We start from the raw sequence: 25826 nt of genomic DNA, 5'->3' as shown, positions 1-25826 counted from the left end.
GTACGGCCGTCGCGGGAGCGCGTTGCCGCCGGTGGCAACGCGCTCCCGCGTGCCTCAGGGCAGCACCTTGAAGGTGTACGTGGCGTCCGCCGACACCGTCGCCCCGGTGGCGGCCAGGACCCCGCTGACCCGGAAGGTCGCCGTGTAGGTTCCCGCGGCACCGAACGCCCAGTTGGCGTGGGTGTGGGCGCCGGCCGCGAGAGGCCTGCTGTCCGGCAGCCCGTCGCCGCTGTTGAACAGGACCGCCGGGGTGCTCAGCGACTGCGTGTAGATGCTGAGCTGCCCGCCGGTGACGCCGATCAGGCTGAGGGTCAGCGAGTTGTTCTGGAAGACACCGGAGGCGACGTCGGTGCTGTTCCAGCCGGGCCACAGCAGGTTCGCGTTCTGCGTCTGCGGCAGGATCCAGACCGTCGAGCCCGGCGCGCCGAGGAAGCTGTAGGCCGAGTTGGCCGGGACGGTCGTCTTCGCGGCCGCGAGGACGTCGAGCTCGACCGTCGCCGGGTCGCGTCTGACCGCGGTACCGGTGGTGCCGTCGTGCAGTTGGGCCGACAGGGTGCCGGCGGCGTAGTCGACGTCGATGATGTCGACGTGCCCGGCGGTCAGCACCGTGGTCGCGGCGCCGGCCGGGACCGTCGTCCCGAACGCCAGGGCCATGGCCGCGGCGGTCACCGCGAGGGAGCGGGTGAAGAGTCGCATGATCGTCCTTTCCGGACAGAGGCGGGTTATTCGACGCAGAAGGTCAGGACGGCGGGCGGGGACGACACCGGGGTGCCGTCGACGAGCTGGGCGCTCGCGCGGAAGGTGAGCTTGTAGACGCCCGGCTTGGTGAAGCCCCAGTTGGCGTGCTCGTGCAAGCCGGCGGTGAGCGACAGGGCGTCGGGCAGGCCGTCGCCGCTGTTGAGCAACACCGTTGCCGCGCCGAAGGAGTCGGTGGTGAACACGCTGACCTTGCCCGGCCCGCTGACGCCGGTGAGGCGGAGGGTGACCGAGTCGGACCGGAACACCCCGGTGGCGAGCTCCTCGGCGCTGAGCCCCGGCCAGAGCAGATCGGGGTTCTGGGTCTCCGGCAGGATCGACACCGGAGCACCGGCGGCGCCGAGGAACCGGTAGGACGGGTCGGCCGGCACCGTGGTGCGCGCGCCGGCCAGCGCCTTGAGCACCACCTGCGACGGCTCGTACTCCACGCCGGGTTCGGCCGACTCGTCGTGGACGATCAGCTCGAGAGCACCGTCTTCGTATTCGACGTCGACCGCGTCGACGTGTCCTTTGTCCAGCACGACCGCCGGCGCGGCCTGCGCCGGGGCGACCCCGGTCAGCAGGGCCGCGCCCACGGTCGCGACAGCGAGCAGGGTCAGACGTACGCGCATGCGGATTCCTTGATACGAGAGGGAAAACAGCCTGGACAGGCGGTAACGGTAATGATATTCATTACCGAAAGCAATGGCCGATTCACGGCGCACGCCGACACGGGGACGAGTTCAGATGCCGAGAGTGAGAAGACCGATGCGCTGGGTACTGGCCGGGTGCCTGCTGGCTTTGTCGGTGCCGCTGTTGAGCGCTCCGGCAGTGGCCGGCACCGGCCCGGCGCCGGCGTCGAAGTCGCGGACGGTGCTCGACGACGAGCACACCGACACCCTCGACATCCAGTACCGGGACGGCCGGCTCACCTTGCAGACCCGGGTGGGCAACGACCCGCACCGGTACTTCTCCCCGCAGGACGTGCTCTTCCAGCTGCGGGACAACGACGCGTCGCGGATCGCCGTCCCGGAGGCCCCGGAGTACTCGTTCCTCGGCGCGGCCGGGACACCGGTGTGGATCGCGCCCCAGGTGCAGGACTTCTCGCTGCTGTTCGCCGGCTGGGACACCGAAAGCCTGACGCCCGGGACGTTCGCGGGCGACGCGGTGGACATCCGGCTCGCCCGGGTCGACGGCCCCGGCGCCGTGGAGGTGTTCCAGACCGACTCCTTCGGCCTGCCCCTGCGCGTGTTCAGCTCCGCCGACCCGGCACACCGGGTGCTGCGCCAGGCGGTCGGCAGTCACGTGCACGCCAACTGGGCGTTCACCGCGCTGGGCCGCTACCGGCTGACCTTCGAGGTCACCGCCACCGACCCGGCCGGGCACCCGCTGAGCAGCGGGCCGGTGGACTACACCTGGTTCGTCGGCGGCACCCAGGCCTCCGACGTCACCGCGGCGGCGACCACGACCACCCTCGCCGTGACCCCGCCGGCCGCCGCGGCCGGCGACCCGGTCACCCTGACCGGCACCGTGACCCCCGCCGACGCCTCCGGCGCGATCGAATTCGCCGACGGTGACCGGGTGCTCGGCCACGCCGCGGTCTCCGGCGGCCGGGCCTCCCTCGTCACCACCGCGCTCGGCGGGGGTACGCATACGCTGACCGCGCGGTTCGTCCCCACCTACGTCACGGACTTCGCCGCCGGCGTTTCCGCGCCAGTGACGGTCGTCGTCTCCGGCGACGGACCACCGCCCACGACCTCTTCCTCCGCTCCACCGGTGACGTCGCATTCGTCCACGCCACCCGGCACCTCGTCCGCCCCGTCGTCCACCGGCACGCCGCCCCCGCCCGCCCCGAGCAGCACGACCTGCGTGCCGGCCGGGCCGACGACCGCCACGACCGGCACCGTCCTGGCCGACGGCCACGTCGACTACGCGGTCCGCGTGCTGGACGGGAAGCTGGTCTCCGGGGTCAAGGACGGCACCGTCTCGGGTGTCACCACCTGGCGGGCCCCGTCGAGCGTCGTCCTGCACGTGGCCGACAAGGCCGCGACGACCGTTCCCCCGGGTGACCGCTTCGCGTTCCTCGGCAGGCCCGGCGACCGGATCTGGCAGATCCCGCAGACCCAGCAGGCCGGGGTGCTGTGGCTGGGCTGGAACACCGAATCGGTCACCGCCGCGCAGGTCCGCGGCGACATCACCTGGTCACTGGACAAAGTGGACGGTCCCGGTTCGCTGGCGGTGTTCGAGTTCGATCCCTTCGGCACGCCCGTGATCCTGTTCGACAGCGGCAACGGCGTCCCGGACACCGCCCCGGTGCGGCTGGGCACCCACGCCCACGGCAACTGGACCTTCACCAAGCCAGGCATCTACCACGTCACCCTCACCCACACCGCGACGCTCGCCTCGGGCACCCGGGTGAGCGACAAACAGACCGTCACCTTCGCCGTCGGCCCGGTCGACCCGAAGCAGGCCCTGCCGGTCACCACGTCGACCCCGCCGCCGGGCACGTGTGCTTCCGACGTCGCGGCGCGAGGTGGCCGCGGCGGCTCGCTGGCCTCCACCGGGTTCTCCGCGGCGGTCCCGGCCGCGGCCGGTGCGCTGGCACTCCTCGCCGGTGTGCTGTGCCTGGTCGTCGTCCGCCGCCGCCGGTCCGCCGCGGGAGGTGCGCGATGAGCCGCCGGCCCGGCGCCGGGCTCGCCCTGACCGCCGCCGCGGCCGTGCTGGCGGCGTGCTCGGCGGGCCCGGCCGCCGGCGGTGGCGCGGTGCGGGTGGTGGCCACCACCGAGATCCTCGCCGACCTGGTGCACGCGGTCGGCGGGAACCGGGTGACGGCCGCCTCGATCGTGCCGTCCGGCGGCGATCCGCATTCCTACGAGCCGACACCGCGCGACGCGGCGAAGGTCGCCGAAGCCGACGTCACGTTCACCAACCACCTGCTGCTCGAGGAACACGCGCTGATCAAGACGATCGACGCCAACGCCCGCCCGGGCACGCCGAACGTGTCGCTGGCCGAGGCCGCGGAAACCTATGGCGCGTCGGTGATCCCGCTCGTCGAGGACATCGGCCTGGACGTGGCGTGGCTGGGGCTGGCCGTGCGCGGTGACGGCAAGGCCCGCGGCGCGACCCGCGCCTCCGACGTCCGGCTGTCGGCGACGAAACTCGACGGGCCCGGCGCGGTCGCGGTCTACCTCACCGAAGCGCTCGGGCAGCCGGAGATCTACTTCGACTCCGCCGACGGCCTGGACGCCGCCGACACCACGACCCTGCCGCCCGCCGCCCACACCCACCTCAACTGGGCGTTCGGCAAACCGGGTGTCTACCGGCTCACCCTGTCCGCACAGCTGGCCACCGGCCCGGGCAGGACGACCGACCTCGGCTCGGGCACGTTCACCTTCGCCGTCGGCGTCGACCCGCACACGGTGCCCGACCGGCCGGTCGTCATCGGCACCGGGCACACCGACCTCGCCGTCGACCTCGACACCGGCCAGGTGTACGCCTACACCGACGCCGGCACCGGGCAGCAGCACGCCGTCCCCGCCGACCAGGTCGTCATCGACGTCCCCAACCGGGCCCTGGAAACCGTGCCGGACGACCCGCGGTTCGCGTTCCTCGGCCCGCCCGGGACCTCCGTCCACCAGCTCCCCCAGGCCGTGCTCGGCAAGCACGTCCACGGCGAGATCGACCCGCACCTGTGGGAAGACGTCCGCAACGCCAAGGCCTACGTCCAGCTGATCCGCGACACGCTCAAGCAGCGCGACCCGGCCGGCGCGACGACCTACGACGACAACGCCCGCGCCTACCTGGCCCGCCTCGACGAGCTCGACACCTACGTGCGCGGCCGGATCGCGCAGATCCCGAAGGACCGCCGTCAGCTGATCACCACCCACGACGCCTTCGGCTACCTGGCCAAGGCCTACGACATGACCGTCGCCGGGTTCGTGGTGCCCAACCCCGCCCAGGAGCCCAGCGCCGACCAGGTCCGCAAGCTCACCGAAACGATCCGCAACCTGAAGGTGCCCGCGGTGTTCGCCGAACCCAACCTCAAGCAACGGGCGACCGTGCTGACGCAGGTCGCCGGCGACCTGCACGTGCGGGTCTGCCGGCTCTACGGCGACGCGTTCGACGAGACCGCCCGCTCCTATGTGGACATGATGCGCCACAACGCCGACGAGCTGCACCGCTGCCTGGGAGCCGCGGCATGAGACTGCTCCCCCTCGTGGCGGCCGCCGCGCTCCTCGTCCCCGCCGCCGTCCCGGCTGCGGCGGCCGGCAGTGTCGTCAGCAGTGTTGTCGGCAGTGTCGTCGCCATTGCCGACGGCCACATCGACATGGGGCCCCGGCTGGTCGACGGGGTGTGGAAGATCCAGCTCCGCGACGACTCGGCCACCCCGGTCACCTGGCGCCCGGTACCCGAGGTGGTGCTGCAGGCCGTCGCCGCGTCGTCGATGACCGTGCCGCCCGGGCCGCAGTTCGCCTTCCTCGGCGCCAGTGGCGCTCCGGTCTGGCTGCTGCCCCAGGTGCAACGGCCCGGCGTGCTGTGGCCGGGCTGGAACACCCAGGACCCCTCGATCGCCCCGGTGCTGGGCCGCGAGGTCACGTGGGTGCTGCACGACGTCCGCGGCCCCGGCCACTTCACCCTGTTCCTCAACGGAAACTTCGGCACCCCCGAAGTCGTCTTCGACAGCGCCAAACCCTTCCCCCAGGAGACCGGGATCGAAGCCGGCTCGCACGTCCACGGCAACTGGGCCTTCTCGGCGCCGGGCAGCTACGCGCTCGACATCGACATGCACACCACCGCACCCGACGGCCGAACCCTGAGCGACCGGCAGACGCTGCAGGTGTTCGTCGGCGACGGCGACGCCGCCCGCGCCTACCGCGCGCCTGCCCCCACCCCGGCTTCTGCCTCCACGGCTCCGCCTTCGTCCGGCGCCGCGCCCGCCGGGCCGGACCGGACCGGCTGGCTCACGGGGATCGCCGCCGGAGCCGCCCTCCTCCTCGCCGGCGGCGGGTTCTGGTGGCGCCGTTCCCGCCGACGTACCGGAGGTGCCGCGTGACCGCGCTCGACATCCGCGGCCTGACCGTCCGCCTCGGCGGCCGGGAAGCGCTGTCCAGAGTGGACTTCCAGCTGACCGGCGGCGAACTGGCCGGGCTCATCGGTCCCAACGGCGCGGGCAAGACCACCCTGCTGCGCATGGTGCTCGGGCTGCTGCCCGCCACCGCCGGAACCGTCGCCACCGACGGCACGATCGGCTATGTCCCGCAGCGTCACGAGTTCGCGTGGGACTTCCCCATCTCGGTGGAGAAAGCCGTGCTCACCGGCCGGACGCGGGCCATCGGGTTCCTCCGCCGCCCGGGCCGCGCCGACCGCGAGGCCGTGGCCGAAGCGCTCGGGCGGGTCGCCATGACCGACCTCGCGCGCCGGCCCATCGGCGAGCTGTCCGGTGGGCAGCGGCAACGCGTGCTCGTCGCCCGGGCCCTGGCGCTGCGGCCGCGGCTGCTGCTGCTCGACGAACCGTTCACCGGCCTCGACGTCCCGACCCAGGAGCTGCTCACCGCGCTGCTGCGCACCCTGCGGGACGAAGGCACCGCCGTGCTGATGACCACCCACGACCTGCCCGGCGCGGCGAGCCTGTGCGACCGGCTCTGCCTGCTCAACCGCACGGTCGTCGCCGACGGGCCGCCGGAGCGGCTGCGCGACCCCGACCTGTGGCTGCGCGCCTTCGGCGTCACCGAGTCCGAGCAGCTCATCCACTCACTGGGGATCGCCCGATGACCGAATTCCTCACCGGCCCCTGGGAACACCTGTTCATGCAGCGCGCGTTCCTCGTCGCGCTCATGTCCGGCGTCGTGTGCGGCGTGATCGGCAGCCACGTGGTGCTGCGCGGCATGGCGTTCATCGGCGACGCCGTCGCGCATTCGGTGTTCCCCGGCGTCGCGATCGCGTTCGTCTTCCAGGTCAACCTCGCCCTCGGCGGCGCGATCGCCGGCCTGGTGACCGCCCTGAGCGTCGCGGTGTTCGCGCAGAACAAACGGCTCAAGGAGGACACCGTCATCGGGGTCTTCTTCGCCGCCGCGTTCGGCCTCGGCATCGTCATCCTCAGCAGCGCCCCCGGTTACAGCGGCTCGCTGGAATCGTTCCTCTTCGGGCAGATCCTCGGCATCAGCGACAGCGACACCCGCACCGTGGCCATCACCACGGCGGTCCTGCTCGTGGCGGCCGCGCTGCTGCACAAGGAACTCGTCACCGTCAGCCTCGACCGGGAAACCGCCCGCGCGGCCGGCCTGCCGGTGTTCTGGCTCGACATCGCGCTCTACGCCATGGTCACCATCGCGATCGTCGTGTCCCTGCAGGCGGTGGGGAACATCCTCGTGCTCGCGCTGCTGATCACCCCCGCCGCCTGCGCCCGCCTGCTCACCGACCGGCTCGGCGTGATGATGGTGCTCGCCCCCGCCACCGGGGCGCTGGCCTGCGTCGTCGGGTTGTACCTGTCCTACTGGCTCAACCTCGCCGCGGGTGGCCTCATCGTGCTGGTCGCCACCGCGTTGTTCCTGGTCTGCTGGCTGTTCGCACCGCGGCACGGCCTGTTCGGCAAGTTCCGCGCGGCCCGCCGCACCCGGCAGGCGAACACAGCGGCGGCCGTGGCGACCGGGAGCTGACGGCCGGCGTCGGCACCCGCGAGCCGCCGTGTCAGCGGATGGGCGGGCGAGGCTTACGCGGACCGGTCAGGGAGCGATGCCCACCCCCTCGACGCGGCTCCACGACCACTCCTGCGCCGCCGTCATAGCCGGCCAGGCGACGCCGCCCGGCCGCGGCCGGATCCGGGTGGAGAACGGGGCCGGCTGGTAGCCGGGGTCGTAGAAGCACCCGCCGCCGTAGGTGCGGTCGAACGCGGCACACGACTGCGCGATGGACTGCGGGGCCGGCTTCCGGCCGGTGCGCACCCAGGCGTCGAGAGCGGCGAGGGAGGTGGCGTACTCGGCCACGCTCAGCTCGTCGTGCTCGGCTTCCCTGGTGAACGTCTGGACGAGCCGGCCGTCACCGCGCAGCGTCGCGCGGTAGGCCGCTTCGTGTTCCACGAACACCGACGGGTCGTCGATCGCGTGCAGGGTGAGGACCGGGACGGAGACCTGGCCGGTGAGGTCGCTGTCGTAGGAAAGGTCACGCTGTGCGGTGGGATCGGCCCGGAAGCGCGCCACCCCCGCGTTGAGGGCCCGGTCGTCGTGCGACCCCGAGTACCGCACCCCCTCGGTGCCGAACGGGTTCCGGCCGCCGAGCCGGTTCGCGACGATGTCCTGGAACAGGAAGGTCGCGTACTGCAGGTGCGTGGGCAGGGAACGCTCCGGGATGCGCGTGACGGCGGTGATGTCGTCCAGATTGCGCTGCTGCGACGGAGTCCGGTCGGCCGGGGCGGAGCCGATGCCGGTGCATTCCTGCAGCCGGGCGAGGACGTCGTCCGGGGTCAGCGTGGAGTCCGCGGGCAGTCCTTGCCACAGCGGGTACTGCGGCTCCGCCGGGCGGGGCAGGTTGCGGCAGTAGTACTGGTAGACCACCCGCAGGTCCACCCGGTGGTCGTAGCCGCGGGAGCCGCCGGCCAGCAGGCCGCTGGTCAGCAGCACGCCGTCGTAGGCGCCGCCCCGGCCGTGGACCTCGGCGGTCTTGGCGGCGACGTTGCCACCGAAGGACTGGCCGTGGAGGTAGGTGCGGCCGGGCCGGCCGAACCGGTCGGCGAACAGGCGGCGCACGTTCTCCGTGTCGGCGGCGGCCATCCTGACCCCGTAGCCGCCGCGGCGGTACGAGGAGCCCGCCCAGGCGTAGCCCTCCCGCACCAGCACCGCCCACTCCGCCAGGTCCGCCGTGGTCGTGGCCGGGTCGTAGGACGGGGCGGGTCCGCCGTGGGCGTGGACGACGAGGGAGCCGTTCCAGCGCTTCGGGATCGCGATCGTGTAATAGGCGCCGTTGGCGTCCTGGCCGGTGTAGCAGGTGGCCGTTCCGGTCAGGTTCGGCGGGCAGGCGGTCGCCGGTGGCCGCACCGTGCTCGCGTGGGCCGGCGCCGCGGTGCCGAGCAGGGCCAGCAGTGTCGCGGCGACCACCGCCCGATGACGACCGGAGGGTTTTATGTTCAAGGAGCTGCCTTTCCCGAGGTGTCTCATGTGGACAGAAGCCTGGCGAAGAAGCCGGTGACCGGCGCTCGGGTGCCCGCGGCGCTGTGCCCGACGCCGGGGACCACGACCTTCTCGACGGCCGCGCCGTGGCGGGTCAGGCTTTCGGCGAGCCGGTCGAGCTGCTCCGGCCGGCTGTGGCCGTGATCGCCCATGGCGGCCAGGTCGGCCCGCCCGTCGTCGTCGCCGCCGATGACGAGCAGCACCGGCACCCGGGCGACCGCGCCGGGATCCACGGTGGTCCCGAACCGCCGCCGGGTGTCGCCGATGCCTTCCGGCCAGGCCAGTGACGGCTCCAGCAGGGTCACGCCGCCGGGGGCACCGACCGCGACGGCCGAGACCCGGTCCGGGTGCAGGTACAGGAAGCGGTGGGCGAACTGGCCCCCACCGGAGTGCCCGCACAGCAGCACGGACTCGGTACGCGCGTTCCACCGGAACCGGACCTGCTCCAGGATGTCCAGCAGCACCAGGTCGAACCGGATGCCGTGGGCGTCGAGGAGCTTGTAGCCGTCGACGTCGTCGGGATCGCCGATGCCGACCGGGAACAGCGGGAAGACCACGATCAGGCGGTGGCGTTCGGCGAAGGGGATGAACCCCTCGCGCAGCTCTCCGACGCTGCGGCCGGTGCCGTGCACGGCCACCAGGACGGACAGCGCGCTCTCCGGGGTCCAGCTCGTGGGGACGTAGACGCAGTAGCCGCAGCGGGGTTCGCCCGGTGCGGCGAAGAACGGCGTCCGCTTGGTCAGCAGCCGGCGGCCGGGATGCGTGGCGGGCAGGTCCGCGACCCGGATCACGGGACGTCCCCGCGGCGGACGGTGACCGGGACGCGGGCCAGCGGGACGTGGTGCTGTCCGGCGTGGACGTCGCGGTCCCGGAGCGAGCCCTGGCTCACCGGGCGCGGGAAGGAGATCTTCACGACGTTGAGCGAAGGGATCCGGAAGATCCGGATGACGCTTTCCTCCAGGCGGTACAGCCGGGCGATCAGCCGCTCGTCCACCAGGTCCGCGGCGAGCCGGTAGCCGTCGGCGTCGCGCAGGAACAGCTCCATGGTGACCCAGAACGGGCCGGCGTTCTTGGCGCGGACCTCGTGGGCGAGATCCGCGAGAGTGGTGTCAGGCACGGGTTTTCTCCCCCAGCTCGGTGCGGAACAGCTCGGCGGGATCGGCGCAGTCGACGACGTGGTTGAGCACGAACTCGTACGCCGCGCCGCGCTCGATCTCCGCGGGCGAGAACGGGAAGGCGAAGCTGGGCAGGTAGTCCATCCCCGGCGCCGGCAGGTGCAGCAGCAGCGGGTTGGCGACCTTGGCGACCGCGGTGGCGGTCGGCTGGTCGGGCGCGTTGACGAGCAGCATGACGCCGACCTCGCGCGGCGGCCCGGTCTCGGGTTCGAGCTCGTCCAGCACCGCGTTGTGGCCGTAGAGCCGGAGGTCGAAGGCGTATTCGTCGTCCGCCAGCTCCAGCGTCTGGCGCACCCGCTGCGTGATCACCGTGCGCATCAGCCGCGCCCAGGCGTCGATGTCGGCGAGGACGCGCGGGTCCCGGATCGCCGCGAAGGACACGGTTTCGTAGCCGGTGATCCGGGCGCCTTCGAGCTTGATCGTGTACTGGCCGGCGACGTGGAACCGCGACCCCTCGACGCGGACGATCCGGTCGTCGACGGCCGTGTACCGCGCGTCCCGGACGTCGAGGGTGCCCGCGGGCTCGCGCATTTCGAACGGGTCCGCGGTCTCGTAGAGCATGTGGGCGGCCACCGAGATCGGCGTGCACGACACCGCCGGGTCGAGCGGCTCGATGGTGAAGCCGGCGGCGTCGATGGTGGCGAGGACCCCGCCCGCGCGCGGGTTGCTCGTGCACTGGCCACCGCACTCGATGATCTTCGCGGCGTGCCACGTGGGTCCGGGCGGCATGCCCTTCATGAGCGGGTACGCCGCCGCCACCGCCGTGTCGGTCGCGCGGCCGGCCAGCACCACCTGGGCGCCCGCCCGCAGCGCTTCGACGATCGGCTCGTGCCCCATCGCGCCGACGACGTGCGTGCAGCTCTCCAGGGTCTCGGCGGCGAGCTCCCCCGACGGGGGCAACGGGTGCACGCGCCCCGCGTCGAGGTATTCCTTCAGCCCGGCCGGGTCCTGCTCGCTGTAGATCCGCGCGACCTTCAGGTCCAGGCCCTCCTCGGCCAGCACCTCGGCGGCGATCCCGGCGACCCAGTCGACGCCGCGGTCGGTCCCGCTCGTGCCGCAGGAGCCCACGATCACCGGGATCCCCGCCCCCGCGGCGGCCGTGAACAGGCTGCGCAGGTCGCGCGCCACCGCCTTGGCCGTCGTCTTGGCCGTCGCGGCGCCGAGGTAGTGGGGGCCGGAGTCGGTGGACCCGCCGTCGATGCTGATGACGTCGGCGCCCAGGGCGATGCCGCGCTCGACCGTCGCGTGGTCCCAGCCGGCGCCGAGCATGCCGCTCGGCGCCAGGACGCGCACTGTCTCCATGTTCCTCATTTCTCTCCGTTGACCACGAACCGCGCCCGCCCCGCGAGGGCGGCGACCAGTTCCTCCGCGCCGCGCAGGCCCGCGGCTCGGCGTGCTTCGGCCGTCTGCCCGGCCAGGTGGGAACAGACGACGATCCCGGGCACCCCGCGCAAGGGGCTGCCGGGCGGAAGCGGCTCCTCGGCCACGACGTCGAGCACGGCGCCCGCGATCTCGCCGGCCCGGACGGCCGCCGCGAGCGCGGCTTCGTCGACGATGGCGCCGCGTGCGGTGTTGACCAGCAGCGCCGTCGGCTTCATCCGCCGGAACGCCTCGGCGCCGAGGAGTCCCCGGGTCCGGTCGGTCAGCGCGGTGTGCACCGAGACGTAGTCCGAAGTGGACAGCAGCTCGGTCAGCCCGGTGCAGCGGACACCGGGATCCCGCAGGCGTGCCGGGACGTTCGTCGTGCAGACCACGTCCATGCCGAACGCGCGGGCCAGGGGTACCACGGCCCGCGCCGCTGCCCCGTGGCCGATGAGCCCCAGCGTCGAGCCGCGCAGTTCGCGCCCGTCCTCGCGTGGCCAGTTCCCTTGCGCCACCCCGGAAGCGGACTGCACGAGCCGCCGTGCCCCGGCGAGCAGCAGGCCGAGGGTGTACTCGGCCACGGCATTGGCGTTGACGCCGGGCAGGTTGCTCACGGTGATCCCGAGCCGGGCCGCGGCGGCGACGTCGATCGAGTCGTAGCCCACGCCGGTCCGCACGACGACCCGCAACCGCGGCGCGCGGGCCAGGACGTCCGCCGTCAGCGGCTCGTTGGCCACCAGCGCCGCGTCGATCCCGGCGAGAGCGGTGGCGAGTTCGCCGGGATCGCGCCGCCCCGCCAGGGGCAGGTGCCGGGTTTCCAGCCCGCGGTCGCGCAGGAACCGGTCGACCTCGTCGCCGGGACGCAGGTAGTCCGTGGTGATCAGCACGCGCCCGGTCACAGCGCACGCCCGGTGGACGACCGGCGCTGCAGGACGCTGACGCGGGTGACCGCCAGGATCGCGAGGAGCGCGACGACCGCGACGTGGAGCAGCAGCAGGCTCCAGCCGGTCAGGTCGACCAGGCCGCCGACCACGGCCGGCCCCAGGAAGCCGCCCCCGACCCAGCCGACGGTGTAGAGCCCGGTGTAGGTCCCCACCACGCGGTCGGACGGGGCGAGGTTCCACAGGACGACGACCGCGTTGACCAGGAACGAGGACGCGCCGGCGGACGCCACGCAGAGCCCGGCCACGACGCCGGCCGGCGTCGCCACCACGGTGGCGAGCACCATGCCGGCCGCGAACACCGTCATCCCGGCGGCCATCACCCGCAGCCGGCCGAAGCGTTCGGCGAGCCGGGCCACCGGGTAGGCGGCCACGAGGAAGGCCACCCCGCTGGGCAGCGTGAGGCCGCCCGCTTCGCCTCGGGACAGGCCCAGCACCTCCATGCCGTAGGGCGTGATGAGCGCCCGGGACGCGGCCCAGGCGCCCCCGAAGAGCAGGATGGACCCGATGAGCAGCACCCGGCTGCGGTCGCGGTCCCGCACGATGTCGAGCACGGTGTCCCGCACCCGTGCGGCGGGCGCGGCCTGCTCGCGCTCTTCCTCGACGGCGCTCCGGTAGGCCGGCGACCGGCTGTCGCGCACGTTCGCGGCCAGCACGGCGAGGGACACCACCATCAGGATCGCGGGGATCGCGAACGACAGCTTCGGCCACGAGTCGATCAGGAAGATGCTGATCAGGGCCGCCACCAGGACCGTGAGGCTCGCCGCGATCTTGACGACCGCGTTGGCCCGGCTCCGCCGCTCGGGCGGGACGAAGTCCGGGAGCAGGGACTCGGCGATGGGCTTGAACGAGTTCGCGACCAGCGCGTAGCCGAACATGACGAGGATCAGCAGCGGCAAGGCGCCCGCGACGTGCGGGATGGCGAGGAACAGCAGGGCTGCCAAGGGCATTCCGGCGAGCAGGTAGGGCATGCGCCGGCCCCACGAGGTGCGCGTGCGGTCCGACCGGTTCCCCATCCACGGCTGGATGAAGATGCCGAGCACGTTGTCCATGCCCATCAGGAGACCGACCAGCGCGGCACTGCCGATGTGCTCGCGGAGCAGCGGCGGGACCTGCGAGTCGTAGAGGTTCCACGTCGACTCCTGCGCGAAGACCGCCAGGGCGACGAAGAACGTGATCCGTCCGGTCCGTACGCGGTGGGTGTTCGACGTCGTCGTCATGCCGCCAAGCTACTTTTGCTATAGCAAGAACGTCAAGTATTTCTTACTGTCTTTGCCATGGCAGATACAGTGACGCCATGGCAAGTGAGACGTTGAAGGGCCTGACGGCCGACACGCTGGCCGACCGCGCTTACCGCGCCATCCGCGACGCGATCACGACCGGCGAGCTGCGGCCGGGGCAGAAGGTCACCGAACGCGGGCTCGCCGAGCGGCTGTCGGTGAGCCCGACACCGGTGCGGGAGGCCATCCGGCGCCTCGAGCAGGACGGTCTCCTCGAACGCACCGGACCGCGGACGGTCCAGGTGGCGGCCTTCGGGGACAGCGCGATCCAGGACCTCGCCGAAGTCGAGGTCGCCCTGCGCGGGATGGTGGCCCGCTTCGCCGCGCGGCACGCGTCCCCGGCGCAGCTGGACCACCTGGACGCCGTGCTCGACGAAGCCGACGACCTGCTGATCGTCGTCAAGCAACGGCAGCAGGCGGGGCAGGACGTGACCCGGCACCTGGACCGGCTGCTCGACACCATGCAGCGCTTCAACGAGGTCGTCGAGTCGTGCGCCCGCAACCCGGTCCTGGTGCGCCTGCTCGGCCAGACGCGGGTGTTCTCCTGGCCGGAGCGCCGGGCCCGCCTGATCGAACGCGTCGCCGGGAACGACCGGTTCGGCCTCGACCGCTACGGCAGCCACCGCGCGCTCGTCCGGGCGTTGCGGGTGGGCGACTCGGCGGCGGCCGAGGCACTGGTCATCGAGGACGCCCGCGGCGGCCTGGGCGACCTGCTCGCCGAGGCCACCACGCCGGCCACCGCCGACCGGCCCTGAACGACCCGTCACCGGTACCGCCCGGGGCGAACGCGGGGGTCATGACGCCGCGGCGATCTCGGCGGCGATCGCCGTGCCCAGGCCCTCGGTCGTGCCGGAACCGCCGAGGTCCGGGGTGAGCACGTCAGGGCGCCCGGCGAGCACGCGCTCGATCGCGGCCAGCACCGCCGCGGCCGCGGCCGTCTCCCCCAGGTGGTCGAGCATCATGGCGCCGCTCCAGATCTGCCCGACCGGGTTGGCGATCCCGCGGCCGGCGATGTCGGGGGCCGAGCCGTGCACCGGCTCGAACAGGCTCGGCCAGGCGCGGTCCGGGTTGATGTTGGCGCTCGGCGCGATCCCGATCGTCCCGGCGCAGGCCGGGCCGAGGTCGGAGAGGATGTCGCCGAAGAGGTTGCTCGCGACGACGACGTCGTACTGCCCGGGCCGCAGGACGAACTTGGCCGCGAGGATGTCGATGTGGTCCTTGTCCGCGACGACGTCCGGGTACTGCTCCGCCATCGCCGTCGCGCGCTCGTCCCAGTACGGCATGGCGATGGCGATGCCGTTGCTCTTGGTCGCCCAGGTCAGGTGCTTGCGGGGGCGGGCGGCGGCGAGCTCGAAGGCGTAGCGCAGCACCCGGTCCACTCCGGTGCGGGTCAGCACGGTTTCCTGCAGGACCGTTTCGCGGTCGGTGCCCTCGAAGATCCGGCCGCCGATGCTCGAGTACTCGCCTTCGGTGTTCTCGCGCACGACGAAGAAGTCGATGTCGCCGGGGCCGTGGTCGCGCAGCGGGCTGCGGACCCCGCGCAGCAGCCGGACCGGCCGCAGGTTGACGTACTGGTCGAAGCCCCGGCGGAACCGCAGCAGGCTCCCCCACAGCGAAACGTGGTCGGGCACCACCTCGGGCCACCCGACCGCGCCGAAGAAGATCGCGTCGAAGCCACCGAGGACGTCCTTCCAGTCCGGCGGCAGCATTTCGCCGTGCCGCAGCCAGTACTCGGCGCAGGCGAACCCGTAGTGGACGGTCTCGAGCTCGAACCCGTGGGCGTCGGCGGCGGCCCGCAGGCACCGCAGTCCTTCCGGGACGACCTCGCGGCCGATGCCGTCCCCCGGGATGACCGCGATGCGGTGGCGTTGGGACACGAAGCGCTCCTGTGGTTTCGGTGGGACTTCCACCCTGACCACCGGTGCACGCCGAGACAAGAGCGGCCGGGGCAACCTATCCTTTCGCTGAGCGAAAGGGCCGAACCGCGATGATCGACGATCTCCGCTTCTTCCACGTGGTCGCGTCCAGCGAGACGCTGACGGCGGCCGCCCGCGAGCTGCAGTGCTCGCTCCCGGTCGTCAGCAAGCGCCTCAGCGCACTGGAACGCCGGCTCGACGCCCGCCTGGTGCACCGGGGCACCCGCCGGCTCGTGCTGACGTCCGAAGGAGAGCTGTTCGCCGCACGGCTGGCACCGATCCTCGACCAGGTCAGCGAGCTCGAGGACCTGGTCGGCCCCCGCACCGGCGAGCTGCGGGGCACCATCGACGTCCAGGCCACCCTCGGCCTCGGCCGCGCGCACATCGCCCCGCTGCTGGGCGAGTTCACCGCCCGGCACCCGCGGCTGGACGTCCGGCTCCACACGTCCGCGCTGCCCCTGCGCCCACACCGGCGCGAGTTCGACCTGGCCGTCCACGTGGGTACCCCACCGGACTCCGCACTGCGGATGCGCAGGCTGGCGAAGAACCGCCGGATACCGTGTGCGGCACCGTCCTATGTGGATCGGCGCGGGCTGCCCGAGCGGATCGAGGACCTGGCCGGCCACGACTGCATCGTGCTCCGCGAGAACGAGGGAGACTTCGCGCTGTGGCGCTTCGGAGACGCCCGCAACCCGCGCCAGGTCCGGGTACGCGGCCGCCTGTCGACCAACGACGGCGACATCGCGACCGGCTGGGCGCTGCAGGGACACGGGGTGATCATGCGCTCGGAGTGGCAGGTCCGCACCCACCTCGAGAGCGGCGAACTGGTCCGGGTGTTGCCGGACGTACCGACACCACCGGCCGACATCTACGCCCTCCGCACCGGCGACGCCCCTGTGCCGAGGCGGATCAGCGAACTGATCAAGCACCTGGCCGCGCGGCTGCCGGGCCGCATCGCGGGCTCCTCCCAGCCCTAGGTGTGATGTTCAGAGACGTTGTCCCGGCTCGAGATGACCTGGTGGCGGCCTGTCGTGCTGACAGGTGAAGGCCTCCGGTTGTGAAGTGGAGCGGTCTGGGAACCACATCACCGTCCGGAGGCCTTCGTGTCCCAACCTAACGCCACCCTGACCCCACGCACCCGCCTACGACTCGCCCGCCTGATCGTTGAGCAGGCTGGACGTGCACCGAAGCAGCGAAGACGTTCATGGTCGCGGCGAAGACGGCCGCGAAGTGTGCCGAGCGCTACCGAACCGAAGGCGTGGCCGGGATGACAGATCGCAGCAGCCGCCCCCACCACAGCCCGGCCCGCACTCCCGGGCCGGTGGTACGGGCGATCGTGCGGCTGCGGTGGCGGCACCGGCTGGGCCCGTCCAGATCGCCGACCGGTTTGGCCTGCCCGCACCCACGGTGCGCGCGGTGCTGGTGCGCTGCCGGATCAACCGGCTCACCCACATCGACCGGGTCACCGGCGAACCGCTGCGCCGCTACGAACACGACCATCCGGGCTCGCTGATCCATGTCGATGTCACCAAGTCCGGCAACATCCCCGACGGCGGCGGCCACCGCTACGTCGGCCGGCAGCAAGGCGCATGCAACAAACGCGCCACCGCCGTCCTGCGCCGGGCCGTGGCCTGGTTCGCCGATCGGGGCGTCACCGCCGAACGGGTCCTGTCCGACAACGGGTCGGCCTACCGATCTCATGCCTGGCGCGACACCTGCACCGAGCTCGGTGTCACCCCCGAAACGGACCCGGCCTTACCGGCCTCAAACAAACGGCAAGATCGAGCGCTTCCACCGGCCCCTGGCCGAGGGATGGGTCTACGCCCGCTTCTACCCCTCCGAAGCTGCACGCCGAGCGGCGCTACCGGGGTGGCTGCACTTCTATAATCATCATCGACCCCACAGCTCAACCAGCGGCAAACCACCGGTCACCCGGCTGACCAACCTCGCTGGACATCACACCGGGCCGGGAGGGAAGAGGTGGCTGGGTTTCAAGCACGAATTCCCACGTTTCGGTTGCCCTGCCGCGGTTTCCGGTGTTCTCGGGTGCGGACAGCGGCTTTACCTTTTGTTCCCACCGCATCGAGTGATGACCCTGTGTTCGATCGCCGGTAACTTGGAGACATGACCAACGACGCGACCCAGTCCCCCGAGGCGGTGGCTCTCGCCGACCGCATCGGCGAACTGGTCGCGACCATGCGGTCCGCCGAAGCCGAACTCGGGGCCCTGCTGGTGGAAATCGAACAGCGCGGGGTGATGGAACTGTTCGGCTACCGCTCCGCCGCCCGCCTTCTGGACCACCTCGCCGATATGCCCAAGCCGGCTACGGAACGGCTGATCAAACGCGCCCGCCTGGTGAACCCCGGCCGCAACCTCGACGGCAGCCCGATCCCCGCACTCGCGCCCGCCACCGGCGCTGCGGCCCGGGCGGGGCGATTGAGCAACCCGATGATCGACGTAATCACCTCCGTGCTGGCCCAAGTCCCACCCCAGCACTGCGTGAGCGCCGAGGCCAACCTGCTGGCTTTCGCCGAAGAGGCCGGGCACAAGCAGGTCGCCGCCCTCGGTGCCCGCATCCTCGCCCACCTCGCCCCCGACGGCCCCGCCCCCGACGACACCGAACCCGTGGTTCCCACCCGGGAACTGTTCCTGCGCCGCAAAAGAACCGGCATCTGGGAACTGAGCGGCCGGTTCGACGACGAGACCGGCACCCGCGCCCACGCATTGTTGGACGCCCTCGCCGAGCGTCGCACCGGGGATGAGGGTCCCGACTTCCGCACCACCCCGCAGCGCTACGGGGATGCGTTCTCCGATGCCGTCGATCTCGCCCTGAATTCCCCAGAGTTGCCGATGCAGGCCGGGAAACGAGCCCACGTCATGGTCGCCGTGTCGTTCGAAGACCTGAAGTCCGGCGTCGGCAAGGCCACCCTCGGCGACACCGGCACCATGACCGCCGCCGAAGCCCGCGTGCACGCCTGCGACGCCATGATCATCCCCGCCGTCCTCGGCGACAAAAGCGAACCGCTGAACCTCGGCCGCCTCCGCCGCCTGATCTCCGCCGGACTCCGCCGGGCATTGTTCCTCCGCGACCGCGGCTGTGCCTTCCCCGGCTGTCATCGGCCACCCCGGCACTGTCAAGGCCACCACATCCGCCACTGGGCAGACGACGGCCCCACCAACCTCACCAACCTCGTCCTGATGTGCGCCCACCACCACCGGCTCCTGCACCGATCCGGCTGGGAAGTCCGCATCGCCACCGACGGCCTCCCCGAATTCCTCCCACCAGCATTCATCGACCGACGCCGCAAACCCCGGCGCAACAACCTCCACGAACCACTCCCATTCACAGCCTGAACACGGGACAGGCCCGCAGCCCCACGGCTACGGGCCCACACCCACGAGCACACCAGACCGGTCTCCGGTATTCAGGTTCACCCTCCAGGCTCTCGGTGTGCTGCTGCTTTTGGTCGTTGACACCCTGGGATGGGATTGGGTCTTCTGTAGGAGCTTCTCCTACGGGGTCTGGCCGGCCAGACCGCCGTGGGGACGGTGGTAATTGTAGTAGTCCTCCCCTTCCTTGAGCTTGTCGTTGAAGGCGCCGAGGTCGTCGAGGACGACACCGTCGAGCAGGCGATAGAACTCCTCGGCGTCGATGCGGTGGGAACGCTCGACCTTGCCGTTGAGCCGCGGTGTGGCGGGCCTGATGTCGACGTGCTCGATGCCTTGGTCCAGCCGGTGCCAGTGATATCGCGGTCTGTCGGCGGTGATCGGTTCGGCGAACTTGACGTCGATCTGCAGCTGGTGGCCGGGGCGCTGCTTCTCATACCGCTTCCACCGCTACTGGTGGCGTTTGTACCGCTGCGACGCCGGCAGCCGGCTCATGCCCAGGCGCCCCGAGGATGCGGCAGATCGTCGAGTGGCCGATCTCCTGATCGTCGTAGCGGCGCAGGTACATCTCGATCTTCAGCGGGCCGAAGTGGTAGTGCTGCCGCAGGTGGGCGATCTTCTCGACCACCTCAGGAGGAGTGATCTTCGGGCAGTGCAGCGGCGCACTCGAGCGGTCCTTCAGACCGTCGATGCCCTCGTCCTCGTAGCGGCGTTTCCACCGGTAGAACACCGTGCGGCTGATGCCGTAATACCGGCAGGTCGCCGCGACGTTGCCGCTGACTTCCTCGGCGTGACGCAGGACGGCCAACCGCCGGTTCGCGCGCCTGACCAGAGGAACCCAGACTGTCAACAACCTCACAGGGCATTACACCAGGCCACATCAATTTGTCTACAATGGACAACCACCGTGATGGGTGGGCCCGGTTCGCTTCAACAGCCGAGTCGCGAGCACTTCGGTCGCGACGCCGCGGCCGATGGCCAGACCCGCCTGGTTGCTGAACTCGAAGTGCTGTCCGCCGAACACCCGCGACCGGCCGGCCTCGGCGGCGGCCGCGGAGAAACCCGGGTAGGTGCGCGGCCGGCCGTCCGGTGCGGTGTCCGTCGTGTGCGTGAAACGAATGCCGTCCGCGCAGAAGAACCCCGCCAGCACGGCGGCCGCCGCGCCGCTGTACGAACTGTGTCCGGACGGGTACTCCGGTGATCCGCCCGTGCTGCCGGCCCGCGGAGCCCAGTCCGGGTTCGGCTGCGTCGACGGGTTGCCGTCGGTGTCCGCCTCGCGGATCGCCGTGGCGGGACGCCAATGCCGGTAGGCGAACTTGGTGCCCACCGTGGGAAGCGTGGTGTCGGCCAGCGTCATCGTCAGCAACGCCATGAGGCGCGCCGCGGCGGGCAGCGACAGCTCACGAGACACCGTCAGCGCGATCTTCACCCACTCGCCGGCGGGTTGGCCGGTGCCGGCCGGCACGGACCAGAACTGGAACGTGGCGAGCTTGTCGGGAGCGGGTATCCCGGCGTCGCCGAGCAGCGCGACCTCGGCGAAGGCAGCGGCGTAGTCCAGGCCGGCCAAGGCAGGTGGCGGCCCCGGTACGTACCCGGCTGGGTCGACGACGGCGAACGGGCGAACGTCGCGGTACTGCACGCCGGACCACTCCGCCCGGAACACCCCGGGGCCCGAACCTGCGGGCTGGCTCTGCACCGGAACCGAGCCGTCGTCGGCGCGGGAGGCCACCACGCGTTGGCCGACCTCCCGTCCCCAGCGCACGCCGGCGTCACGCCGGTGGCCGGGACGCAGGGCGGCCAGATCGGCCTGCAGCTGGGTGTCGTAGCCGGCGGTCCGGCCCGGGTCCACCCGGACGAGGACGGCGTGCGCCGCGGCGACCGCCGCGGCATCGGGATCGGCGCCGCGCGGGCCGGGGCCGGGTACCAGCGCGGGGCCGCGGGCCGGGCCGGTGAGACCGTTGACCGCGTCGTAGACGGCGACGTTGAGCATCGCGTAGGTGCGGGCGGCGTCGGCGTCGGTGGCGCGGGTGGCACGGACCGCGGCCAGGGCCAGCTCGTTCCACACTCGCACACTGTCCGGTCGTGGCTCGGCGGCCGCGGGCGCGCTCAAACCGGCGCCGGCCAAACCGAGCACCAGGGCCAGGACGATCTTCTTCACGGCCTTGCCTCCCGAGTCGCCCGAGAAGTCCCGACCGTCCCATCGTGTCGTGCTTCCCGCGGTCCTGCGACGGCCACTCGACGGCGTCCCGGCTGGTACGAACGGCTGCCCGTCACCCGGCGGCCGGCTCCAGCCGGATCCGGACGTCGAGGCTCCGTTCGACCTCGCTCCGGCTGTACAGCAGGGGGAACGAGCCGCCCGCGGCCCAGAGGGCGTTCAGGTCGCGGTAGTGCGGGCTGCGCGGGTCGCCGGACTGCCCCGGCGCGTTGATCACGGCCGAGCCGTTCCAGTTGCCGACGTCCAGTGCCATCTTGAACGTCGCCCCGATGATCTGCGCGTAGGTCAGCGGGTGGAAGAACGACGGGTGGATCGTGTGGTACGAGCCGCCGACCGGGGTCGGGCCGACGTTCGGGCCGCCCAGGGGGTGCTTGAACTCCTGGTGATGCAGCGAGCCCCACCGCCACGTCGACGGGTCGGCGCCGAGCCGGCCGGCGACGTCGCGGAACGCCACCGGCAGCGTGTCCAGGATCAGCTTGTCGCGCACCGCCGCGCCGTCCGAGCCGAGCCACCTCGCCGGGTCCGCGAAGGAGTCGATGACCAGGCTGACGTCGGGGTTGACGTTGCTCGCCAGCGCGTCCGCCGCGGCCTGCGGCAGCACCGCGTGCGCCCACGCGTTGTGCAGGTACTTCATGAGCCACGTCTCGAACAGCGCGGCCCCCGCCGAATCCACCGACGCGACGCCGTCGTAGCCGCGAAGCAGCTCCAGCGCCCGCGCGGTGTCCGGGTCCGGCGAGGACAGCCCGCGCACGAACTCCAGGAGCTGGGTGGCCACCAGCGACTTCTCGTCCTTCTGCAGCTCGAGCGAGCCGACGACCGTCGCCCCCGGGTGGGATTCGATCAGCTCGTCGATGCGCTGCTTGCGGTAGGGCAGCTGCCATTCGTAGTTGGACACCACCGGGTGGCCCGGCGGGATGTTGAAGTCGTTGGCCGAGGCGAAGTAGCCGGACGCCGGGTTGTCCTGGCCCGGCAGCTCGCTGTTCGCGTGGAAGCCGTCCCACTCGTAGCGCCCGTCACCGGGGACGGGCAGCAGGCCGTCGTAGCCGGCGCCGGTGCGGCGCGGCGTCAGCCCCGCCGGGACGTAGCCGATGTTGCCGCGCACGTCGGCGTAGACGAGGCTCGAGCCCGGCGCGCCCCACGTCCGCATGCCCGCGGTGAACTCGCGGAAGTTCGTGGCCCGCTGGTAGTTCAGGCTGCCCAGGTACGCCGCGCTGCCCGGCTGCGTCCACGCCGTGCGGATCGCGAACGCCCGGTGCGCCGCCTCGTCGATCTTGACGACCGGGCCGTGCCGGGTGAAGAACAGCTTCCCGGCGACCGGCGTGCCGCCGCGCACCGGGATCTGCTCGGTGACCTCGGTCATCCGCTCCCAGCCGGTGCCGTAGCGGTAGCGGGTGGGGTCGTCCGGGTCGAGTTCGTAGACGTAGAGGTCGGTCTGGTCGATCGGCAGGTTGGTCAGGCCGAACGCGATGTCTTCGTTGTGCCCGATGGCGATCCCCGGGTTCCACGGCTCGCCGGCGCCGGCGAGGTTCAGCCCGGGAGCCGACAACTGCGCGACGTACCGGCCCGACGGCAGGGCGTCCGCGAAGCGGTGCGGGTCGTTGGCCAGGATCGGCCGGCCCGACGCGGTCCGGCCCGGCCCGATCACCCAGGCGTTGCTGCCGGCGGTCGCGTCGCCGATCGCCCGGGTGACGTCCTCGGTCCGGAAACCGCTGCCGGTGAACTTCACCCCGGCGGTCGCGAGGTAGTACACCTTGAGCACGTCGTCGGACACCGAGCAGGGATCGAGGCCGGCGGGTACCGCCGCTTCGTGGTCCGGGCTGAGGGAGCGCAGGTAACGGCTCGCGCCGGGCCCGGCCAGGCAGACCAGCTTCGCGCGGGCGATCTCCCACGCCAGGTTCTCCCCGATGGCGTGCGAGCGGATCCGCACCACGTCCTGCGGGTGCCAGCGGGCGGGCCGGTAGCCGAGCCTGCCGAACTCCGGGGGAAGCGCGTCGGGATGGCGGTCGAGCCAGTCGACGTAGGAGTTGATGCCTTCGGCGAACCGGGTGGCGGCCAGCCTGCTTTCCGGACCGTAGGACGCCCATTCGGCGTCCAGGTCGCCGCGGTAGAGGAACAGCCGGGCGGCCCGATCCTGCTCCACATAGGACGGACCGAGCACGTCGCCGAGCAGGCCGAGCCCGCGGCGGCGCCAGGTGTCGATCTGGAACAGCCGGTCACGGGCGATGTTGAAGCCCTGCGCGAAGAAGAGATCGGCGGTGTTGGCGGCGTAGATGTGCGGTACGCCCCACTTGTCGATGAGCATTTCGACCGGCCGGTGCAGGCCGGTCACCGGGTACCGCGGGCCGGCCAGCGCGGCCACGGCGAGGGGCGGCACGGGCGCCAGGCACAGCACGACCAGTGCGAGGAGCAGGCCGCGAATGGCCGGTCGACGTGTGGCCATGGTGGTCTCCTCGTTCGGGAACGGGTGGCCATTCGTGTTTACCCACCGCCACCGCGGTCCCACGAGCCCCTTAGGGGTTCGTGGCCTTCAGCCGGCCCGGCCGGCCGTTGCGTCGCCGGCGACGGTTCGGCAAGATCTTCGGCACGTCCCGGCGCCACCACGAGAGGCGTGATTCGCTTGAGAAGATCGGCCGTGACCGCGCTCATCGCCGCGATCGCCCTCGCCGTGACACCCGCCACGGCGTCCGCGCACCCCGGCACCCTGTTCCGGGAGAACTTCGACCGCCTGCCGTTCGGCCAGGTCACGGCGGGCCCCGGCTGGACCACCGACGTCTCCGGCGGCAGCCTGACGGTCGAACCGAGCAGGACCGGACACGGCCGGGAACTGCGCATCCGCACCACCGGCAACGGCCGCGCCTTCCTCGTGATCCCGGCGCTGAACCCACCCGGCAACAGCTTCTGGGTACGCCTGCGTGTCCGGGTCGCGGCCTTCCCCACCGCCCCGGACTGGGCCCACTGGACCATCGCCGAAGCCTCCGGTTCCGGCTCCCCCACCCTCGTCCGCCCGCTCGGCGGGCAGTACGTGCCCAGCGCCGCCGCGAACTTCTACGGCGTGGGCTCGGACCTCGGCCCCACCGGCGACTGGACAGCGTGGCAGACCTCCGCCCCGGCCGTCGCCGCGAAGTGGCGCTGCGTGGAGTTCCACCTCGACGCGACCGACAACCGGGTCACGGTGTACCTCGACGGCGTCGAACAGACCGCCCTCACCGTCTCGACGAAGAACCACGGCGGCGCCCCGGGCGACTTCCTCTTCCCGGCCTTCGACCAGCTCAAACTGGGCTGGCAGCTGTACCAGCCCAACCCGGTCCCGTCCTCCTACGACGTCCGGCTCGACGACCTGACCGTGAGCACGGTCAGGTCGCCCGGTCGGAGTGGGCGTCGAGGGTGATCCGGCCGGTGCCGGTGTCGTAGTCGAAGAGTTCGGCGTAGCGGCCCCAGTCGATGGCGGTGTCGAGTTGCTGTTGCGCGTCCTCGGTGGAGAAGCCGCGGCGGAGCAGGTCGAGGAAGAAGCCGGCGCGGAGGTTGCCGCCGGTACTGGCCGCGAGGGCTTTGTGGATCGTGCGCACCAGTGGTGCGCGGTCGCGGGCCTGTTCGGCGAAGATCTTCTTGCTCGCCTGGATGTCCGCCGTGGTGAACAGGTCGCCGACCGGGGTGAGGTGCAGGTCGCCGCCGGCGACGAAGAGGAAGTCCAGCATGGCGGCGGCGTCGACCAGCGGCAGCAGGTCGTCGACCTCGAAGCCGATCTCGGCGGCGATGTCGGGCAGGTCGGCGCGGCCGCCGCGGGCGTGGACGATCTCGACGAGCCCGGCGAGCCCGCCGACCGACGCCGCCGGCAGCGGCCGTGCCGCCGGCGTGGCCTCCGTGGGCTCGGCGGCACCCGGTTCGCGGCCGGTGAGCAGGTCGTAGAGCCGGTCGACGAGCGCGGCGAACGCCGGTGCCTTGCGGTCACGCGGGCGGGCGAGGTCGACGGTGACATCGGCGCGGACGTGGCCGGGGTTCGCGCCCAGGACCAGGACGCGGTCGGCGAGCAGCACGGCCTCCTCGATGTTGTGCGTGACGATGCAGATCGCCTTGGTGGGGAAGCCGTCCTGCTGCCAGAGCGTCATCAGCTCGGTGCGGAGGTTTTCGGCGGTGAGGACGTCGAGCGCGGAAAACGGCTCGTCCATCAGCAGCAGGTCGGGTTCGAGGACCAGGGCGCGGGCGAAGCCGACGCGCTGGCGCATGCCGCCGGAGAGTTCCTTGGGGTAGGCCGATTCGAAGCCGTCGAGGCCGATCATGTCGATCGCCTTCAACGCCCGTTCCCGGCGCTGTGCGGGCGGGAGGCCTTGGGCGGCGAGGCCGAGTTCGACGTTGTCCTGCACGGTCAGCCACGGCATCAGCGCGAACGTCTGGAACACCATCGCGGTGCCGGGATTGGCGCCGTTGAGCTCGGCGCCGCGATAGCGGACCGAGCCCGTGGTGGGGCCGATCAGCCCGGCGATGGTGCGCAGCAGCGTGGACTTGCCGGAGCCGGAGCGGCCGAGCAGCGCGACGATCTCGCCGGCGCGCAGGTCGAGGGTGATGTCGTCGAGGACGCGCAGTTCGTCGCCTCCGGCGCCGGTGAAGCTCTTGCCGACGTGCTCGACGGACACCAGGACTTCGGGACGGGACATG

Annotated in this window: 22 protein-coding genes and 2 pseudogenes; 10 read left to right on the top strand and 14 right to left on the bottom strand. The window is 71.9% G+C overall.

Translation table 11 applies throughout. From position 1 onward, the window contains the following. Positions 1-54: 54 nt before the first annotated feature. The gene (locus I4Q55_RS40085) at positions 55-696 is read right to left on the bottom strand and encodes a choice-of-anchor M domain-containing protein (protein WP_206795776.1); all 642 of its coding nucleotides are present in this window, start codon (positions 694-696) and stop codon (positions 55-57) included. Positions 697-722: 26 nt separating this feature from the next. Beyond that, positions 723-1367, bottom strand: a complete 645-nt coding sequence (locus tag I4Q55_RS40080; protein WP_206795775.1) for a choice-of-anchor M domain-containing protein — start codon at positions 1365-1367, stop codon at positions 723-725. A 136-nt stretch (positions 1368-1503) separates the two neighbouring features. Here I4Q55_RS40080 and I4Q55_RS40075 point away from each other — a divergent pair, with 136 nt between their 5' ends. The 5 genes from I4Q55_RS40075 to I4Q55_RS40055 are packed head-to-tail and all read left to right on the top strand — an operon-like array spanning position 1504 to position 7391. After that, positions 1504-3408 carry a TIGR03773 family transporter-associated surface protein gene (locus I4Q55_RS40075; RefSeq protein WP_206795773.1) on the top strand — a complete coding sequence of 635 codons (1905 nt, stop codon included), beginning with the start codon at positions 1504-1506 and terminating at the stop codon, positions 3406-3408. Continuing rightward, the gene (locus I4Q55_RS40070) at positions 3405-4937 is read left to right on the top strand and encodes an anchored repeat ABC transporter, substrate-binding protein (RefSeq protein ID WP_206795771.1); all 1533 of its coding nucleotides are present in this window, start codon (positions 3405-3407) and stop codon (positions 4935-4937) included. Before I4Q55_RS40075 ends, I4Q55_RS40070 begins: the two co-directional genes overlap by 4 nt. Then, complete coding sequence (locus I4Q55_RS40065; protein ID WP_206795770.1) at positions 4934-5788, top strand: TIGR03773 family transporter-associated surface protein; 855 nt, start codon at positions 4934-4936, stop codon at positions 5786-5788. The genes I4Q55_RS40070 and I4Q55_RS40065 overlap by 4 nt, the downstream gene beginning before the upstream one ends. Beyond that, positions 5785-6507 carry an anchored repeat-type ABC transporter ATP-binding subunit gene (locus I4Q55_RS40060; RefSeq protein WP_206795769.1) on the top strand — a complete coding sequence of 241 codons (723 nt, stop codon included), beginning with the start codon at positions 5785-5787 and terminating at the stop codon, positions 6505-6507. The genes I4Q55_RS40065 and I4Q55_RS40060 overlap by 4 nt, the downstream gene beginning before the upstream one ends. Further along, positions 6504-7391 (top strand): anchored repeat-type ABC transporter permease subunit, encoded by an 888-nt coding sequence (locus I4Q55_RS40055; protein ID WP_206795768.1) that lies wholly within the window; start codon positions 6504-6506, stop codon positions 7389-7391. The genes I4Q55_RS40060 and I4Q55_RS40055 overlap by 4 nt, the downstream gene beginning before the upstream one ends. A gap of 66 nt (positions 7392-7457) precedes the next feature. Here the strand turns inward: I4Q55_RS40055 and I4Q55_RS40050 are convergent, their stop codons facing one another. Genes I4Q55_RS40050 through I4Q55_RS40025 form a run of 6 tightly spaced genes read right to left on the bottom strand, consistent with a single transcriptional unit; the run spans position 7458 to position 13595 of the window. After that, a complete protein-coding gene (locus I4Q55_RS40050) occupies positions 7458-8825 on the bottom strand; it encodes a hypothetical protein (RefSeq protein ID WP_206795767.1) in 1368 nt (455 codons plus the stop codon). Between the two features lie 56 nt (positions 8826-8881). Beyond that, entirely contained in the window at positions 8882-9688 is an 807-nt protein-coding gene (locus tag I4Q55_RS40045; RefSeq protein WP_206795766.1) for an alpha/beta hydrolase, read from the bottom strand. After that, complete coding sequence (locus tag I4Q55_RS40040; RefSeq protein WP_206795765.1) at positions 9685-10014, bottom strand: DUF4387 domain-containing protein; 330 nt, start codon at positions 10012-10014, stop codon at positions 9685-9687. The genes I4Q55_RS40045 and I4Q55_RS40040 overlap by 4 nt, the downstream gene beginning before the upstream one ends. Beyond that, positions 10007-11374: an acyclic terpene utilization AtuA family protein gene (locus I4Q55_RS40035; protein ID WP_206795806.1), complete on the bottom strand. Its 1368-nt coding sequence runs from the start codon at positions 11372-11374 to the stop codon at positions 10007-10009. Before I4Q55_RS40035 ends, I4Q55_RS40040 begins: the two co-directional genes overlap by 8 nt. Positions 11375-11379: 5 nt before the next feature. Then, positions 11380-12333 carry a phosphoglycerate dehydrogenase gene (locus I4Q55_RS40030; RefSeq protein WP_206795764.1) on the bottom strand — a complete coding sequence of 318 codons (954 nt, stop codon included), beginning with the start codon at positions 12331-12333 and terminating at the stop codon, positions 11380-11382. Beyond that, on the bottom strand, positions 12330-13595 hold the full coding sequence (locus I4Q55_RS40025) for an MFS transporter (RefSeq protein WP_206795762.1): 1266 nt from the start codon (positions 13593-13595) through the stop codon (positions 12330-12332). The genes I4Q55_RS40030 and I4Q55_RS40025 overlap by 4 nt, the downstream gene beginning before the upstream one ends. Positions 13596-13672: 77 nt before the next feature. Between I4Q55_RS40025 and I4Q55_RS40020 the strand changes: the two genes are divergently transcribed. Next, complete coding sequence (locus I4Q55_RS40020; RefSeq protein WP_206795760.1) at positions 13673-14410, top strand: GntR family transcriptional regulator; 738 nt, start codon at positions 13673-13675, stop codon at positions 14408-14410. Between the two features lie 39 nt (positions 14411-14449). Here the strand turns inward: I4Q55_RS40020 and I4Q55_RS40015 are convergent, their stop codons facing one another. Next, positions 14450-15532 (bottom strand): tartrate dehydrogenase, encoded by a 1083-nt coding sequence (locus I4Q55_RS40015; protein WP_206795757.1) that lies wholly within the window; start codon positions 15530-15532, stop codon positions 14450-14452. 110 nt (positions 15533-15642) lie between these two features. Here I4Q55_RS40015 and I4Q55_RS40010 point away from each other — a divergent pair, with 110 nt between their 5' ends. From I4Q55_RS40010 to I4Q55_RS40000, 3 genes and pseudogenes are all read left to right on the top strand, one after another. Continuing rightward, the gene (locus tag I4Q55_RS40010) at positions 15643-16548 is read left to right on the top strand and encodes a LysR family transcriptional regulator (protein ID WP_206795755.1); all 906 of its coding nucleotides are present in this window, start codon (positions 15643-15645) and stop codon (positions 16546-16548) included. A 126-nt stretch (positions 16549-16674) separates the two neighbouring features. Continuing rightward, positions 16675-17531 (top strand): annotated as a pseudogene (locus I4Q55_RS40005) (IS481 family transposase); the annotation flags it as partial. Between the two features lie 164 nt (positions 17532-17695). Beyond that, positions 17696-18925 (top strand): HNH endonuclease signature motif containing protein, encoded by a 1230-nt coding sequence (locus tag I4Q55_RS40000; protein ID WP_206795754.1) that lies wholly within the window; start codon positions 17696-17698, stop codon positions 18923-18925. A gap of 159 nt (positions 18926-19084) precedes the next feature. Here the strand turns inward: I4Q55_RS40000 and I4Q55_RS51125 are convergent. From I4Q55_RS51125 to I4Q55_RS39985, 4 genes and pseudogenes are all read right to left on the bottom strand, one after another. Then, positions 19085-19294, bottom strand: a pseudogene (locus I4Q55_RS51125) (integrase core domain-containing protein); the annotation flags it as partial. A gap of 97 nt (positions 19295-19391) precedes the next feature. Next, complete coding sequence (locus tag I4Q55_RS51120; RefSeq protein ID WP_374194527.1) at positions 19392-19766, bottom strand: helix-turn-helix domain-containing protein; 375 nt, start codon at positions 19764-19766, stop codon at positions 19392-19394. 81 nt (positions 19767-19847) lie between these two features. Beyond that, the gene (locus I4Q55_RS50820; protein ID WP_206795753.1) at positions 19848-21116 is read right to left on the bottom strand and encodes a vanadium-dependent haloperoxidase; all 1269 of its coding nucleotides are present in this window, start codon (positions 21114-21116) and stop codon (positions 19848-19850) included. A 112-nt stretch (positions 21117-21228) separates the two neighbouring features. Beyond that, positions 21229-23613 (bottom strand): penicillin acylase family protein, encoded by a 2385-nt coding sequence (locus tag I4Q55_RS39985; protein ID WP_206795752.1) that lies wholly within the window; start codon positions 23611-23613, stop codon positions 21229-21231. Between the two features lie 192 nt (positions 23614-23805). Between I4Q55_RS39985 and I4Q55_RS39980 the strand changes: the two genes are divergently transcribed. Further along, the gene (locus I4Q55_RS39980) at positions 23806-24561 is read left to right on the top strand and encodes a hypothetical protein (RefSeq protein ID WP_206795751.1); all 756 of its coding nucleotides are present in this window, start codon (positions 23806-23808) and stop codon (positions 24559-24561) included. Here the strand turns inward: I4Q55_RS39980 and I4Q55_RS39975 are convergent. Then, the gene (locus I4Q55_RS39975; RefSeq protein ID WP_206795750.1) at positions 24527-25825 is read right to left on the bottom strand and encodes a nitrate/sulfonate/bicarbonate ABC transporter ATP-binding protein; all 1299 of its coding nucleotides are present in this window, start codon (positions 25823-25825) and stop codon (positions 24527-24529) included. The two genes, I4Q55_RS39980 and I4Q55_RS39975, sit on opposite strands and share 35 nt — an antisense overlap. Between the last annotated feature and the right edge of the window lies 1 nt (position 25826).

The organism is Amycolatopsis sp. MtRt-6, assembly GCF_017308975.1.
In the GTDB taxonomy this organism is placed as follows: domain Bacteria; phylum Actinomycetota; class Actinomycetes; order Mycobacteriales; family Pseudonocardiaceae; genus Amycolatopsis.
This window is presented reverse-complemented; position numbering and strand designations above follow the sequence as displayed.

Excerpts from the sequence above, each read along its gene's own strand:
- I4Q55_RS40080 (WP_206795775.1), bottom strand. The coding sequence starts at position 1,367 with ATGCGCGTACGTCTGACCCTGCTCGCTGTCGCGACCGTGGGCGCGGCC.
- I4Q55_RS39985 (WP_206795752.1), bottom strand. The coding sequence starts at position 23,613 with ATGGCCACACGTCGACCGGCCATTCGCGGCCTGCTCCTCGCACTGGTC.
- I4Q55_RS40020 (WP_206795760.1), top strand. The coding sequence starts at position 13,673 with ATGGCAAGTGAGACGTTGAAGGGCCTGACGGCCGACACGCTGGCCGAC.
- I4Q55_RS40065 (WP_206795770.1), top strand. The coding sequence starts at position 4,934 with ATGAGACTGCTCCCCCTCGTGGCGGCCGCCGCGCTCCTCGTCCCCGCC.
- I4Q55_RS40085 (WP_206795776.1), bottom strand. The coding sequence starts at position 696 with ATGCGACTCTTCACCCGCTCCCTCGCGGTGACCGCCGCGGCCATGGCC.
- I4Q55_RS40000 (WP_206795754.1), top strand. The coding sequence starts at position 17,696 with ATGACCAACGACGCGACCCAGTCCCCCGAGGCGGTGGCTCTCGCCGAC.
- I4Q55_RS40075 (WP_206795773.1), top strand. The coding sequence starts at position 1,504 with ATGCGCTGGGTACTGGCCGGGTGCCTGCTGGCTTTGTCGGTGCCGCTG.
- I4Q55_RS40025 (WP_206795762.1), bottom strand. The coding sequence starts at position 13,595 with ATGACGACGACGTCGAACACCCACCGCGTACGGACCGGACGGATCACG.
- I4Q55_RS40035 (WP_206795806.1), bottom strand. The coding sequence starts at position 11,374 with ATGGAGACAGTGCGCGTCCTGGCGCCGAGCGGCATGCTCGGCGCCGGC.
- I4Q55_RS40010 (WP_206795755.1), top strand. The coding sequence starts at position 15,643 with ATGATCGACGATCTCCGCTTCTTCCACGTGGTCGCGTCCAGCGAGACG.
- I4Q55_RS39975 (WP_206795750.1), bottom strand. The coding sequence starts at position 25,825 with ATGTCCCGTCCCGAAGTCCTGGTGTCCGTCGAGCACGTCGGCAAGAGC.
- I4Q55_RS40055 (WP_206795768.1), top strand. The coding sequence starts at position 6,504 with ATGACCGAATTCCTCACCGGCCCCTGGGAACACCTGTTCATGCAGCGC.
- I4Q55_RS40070 (WP_206795771.1), top strand. The coding sequence starts at position 3,405 with ATGAGCCGCCGGCCCGGCGCCGGGCTCGCCCTGACCGCCGCCGCGGCC.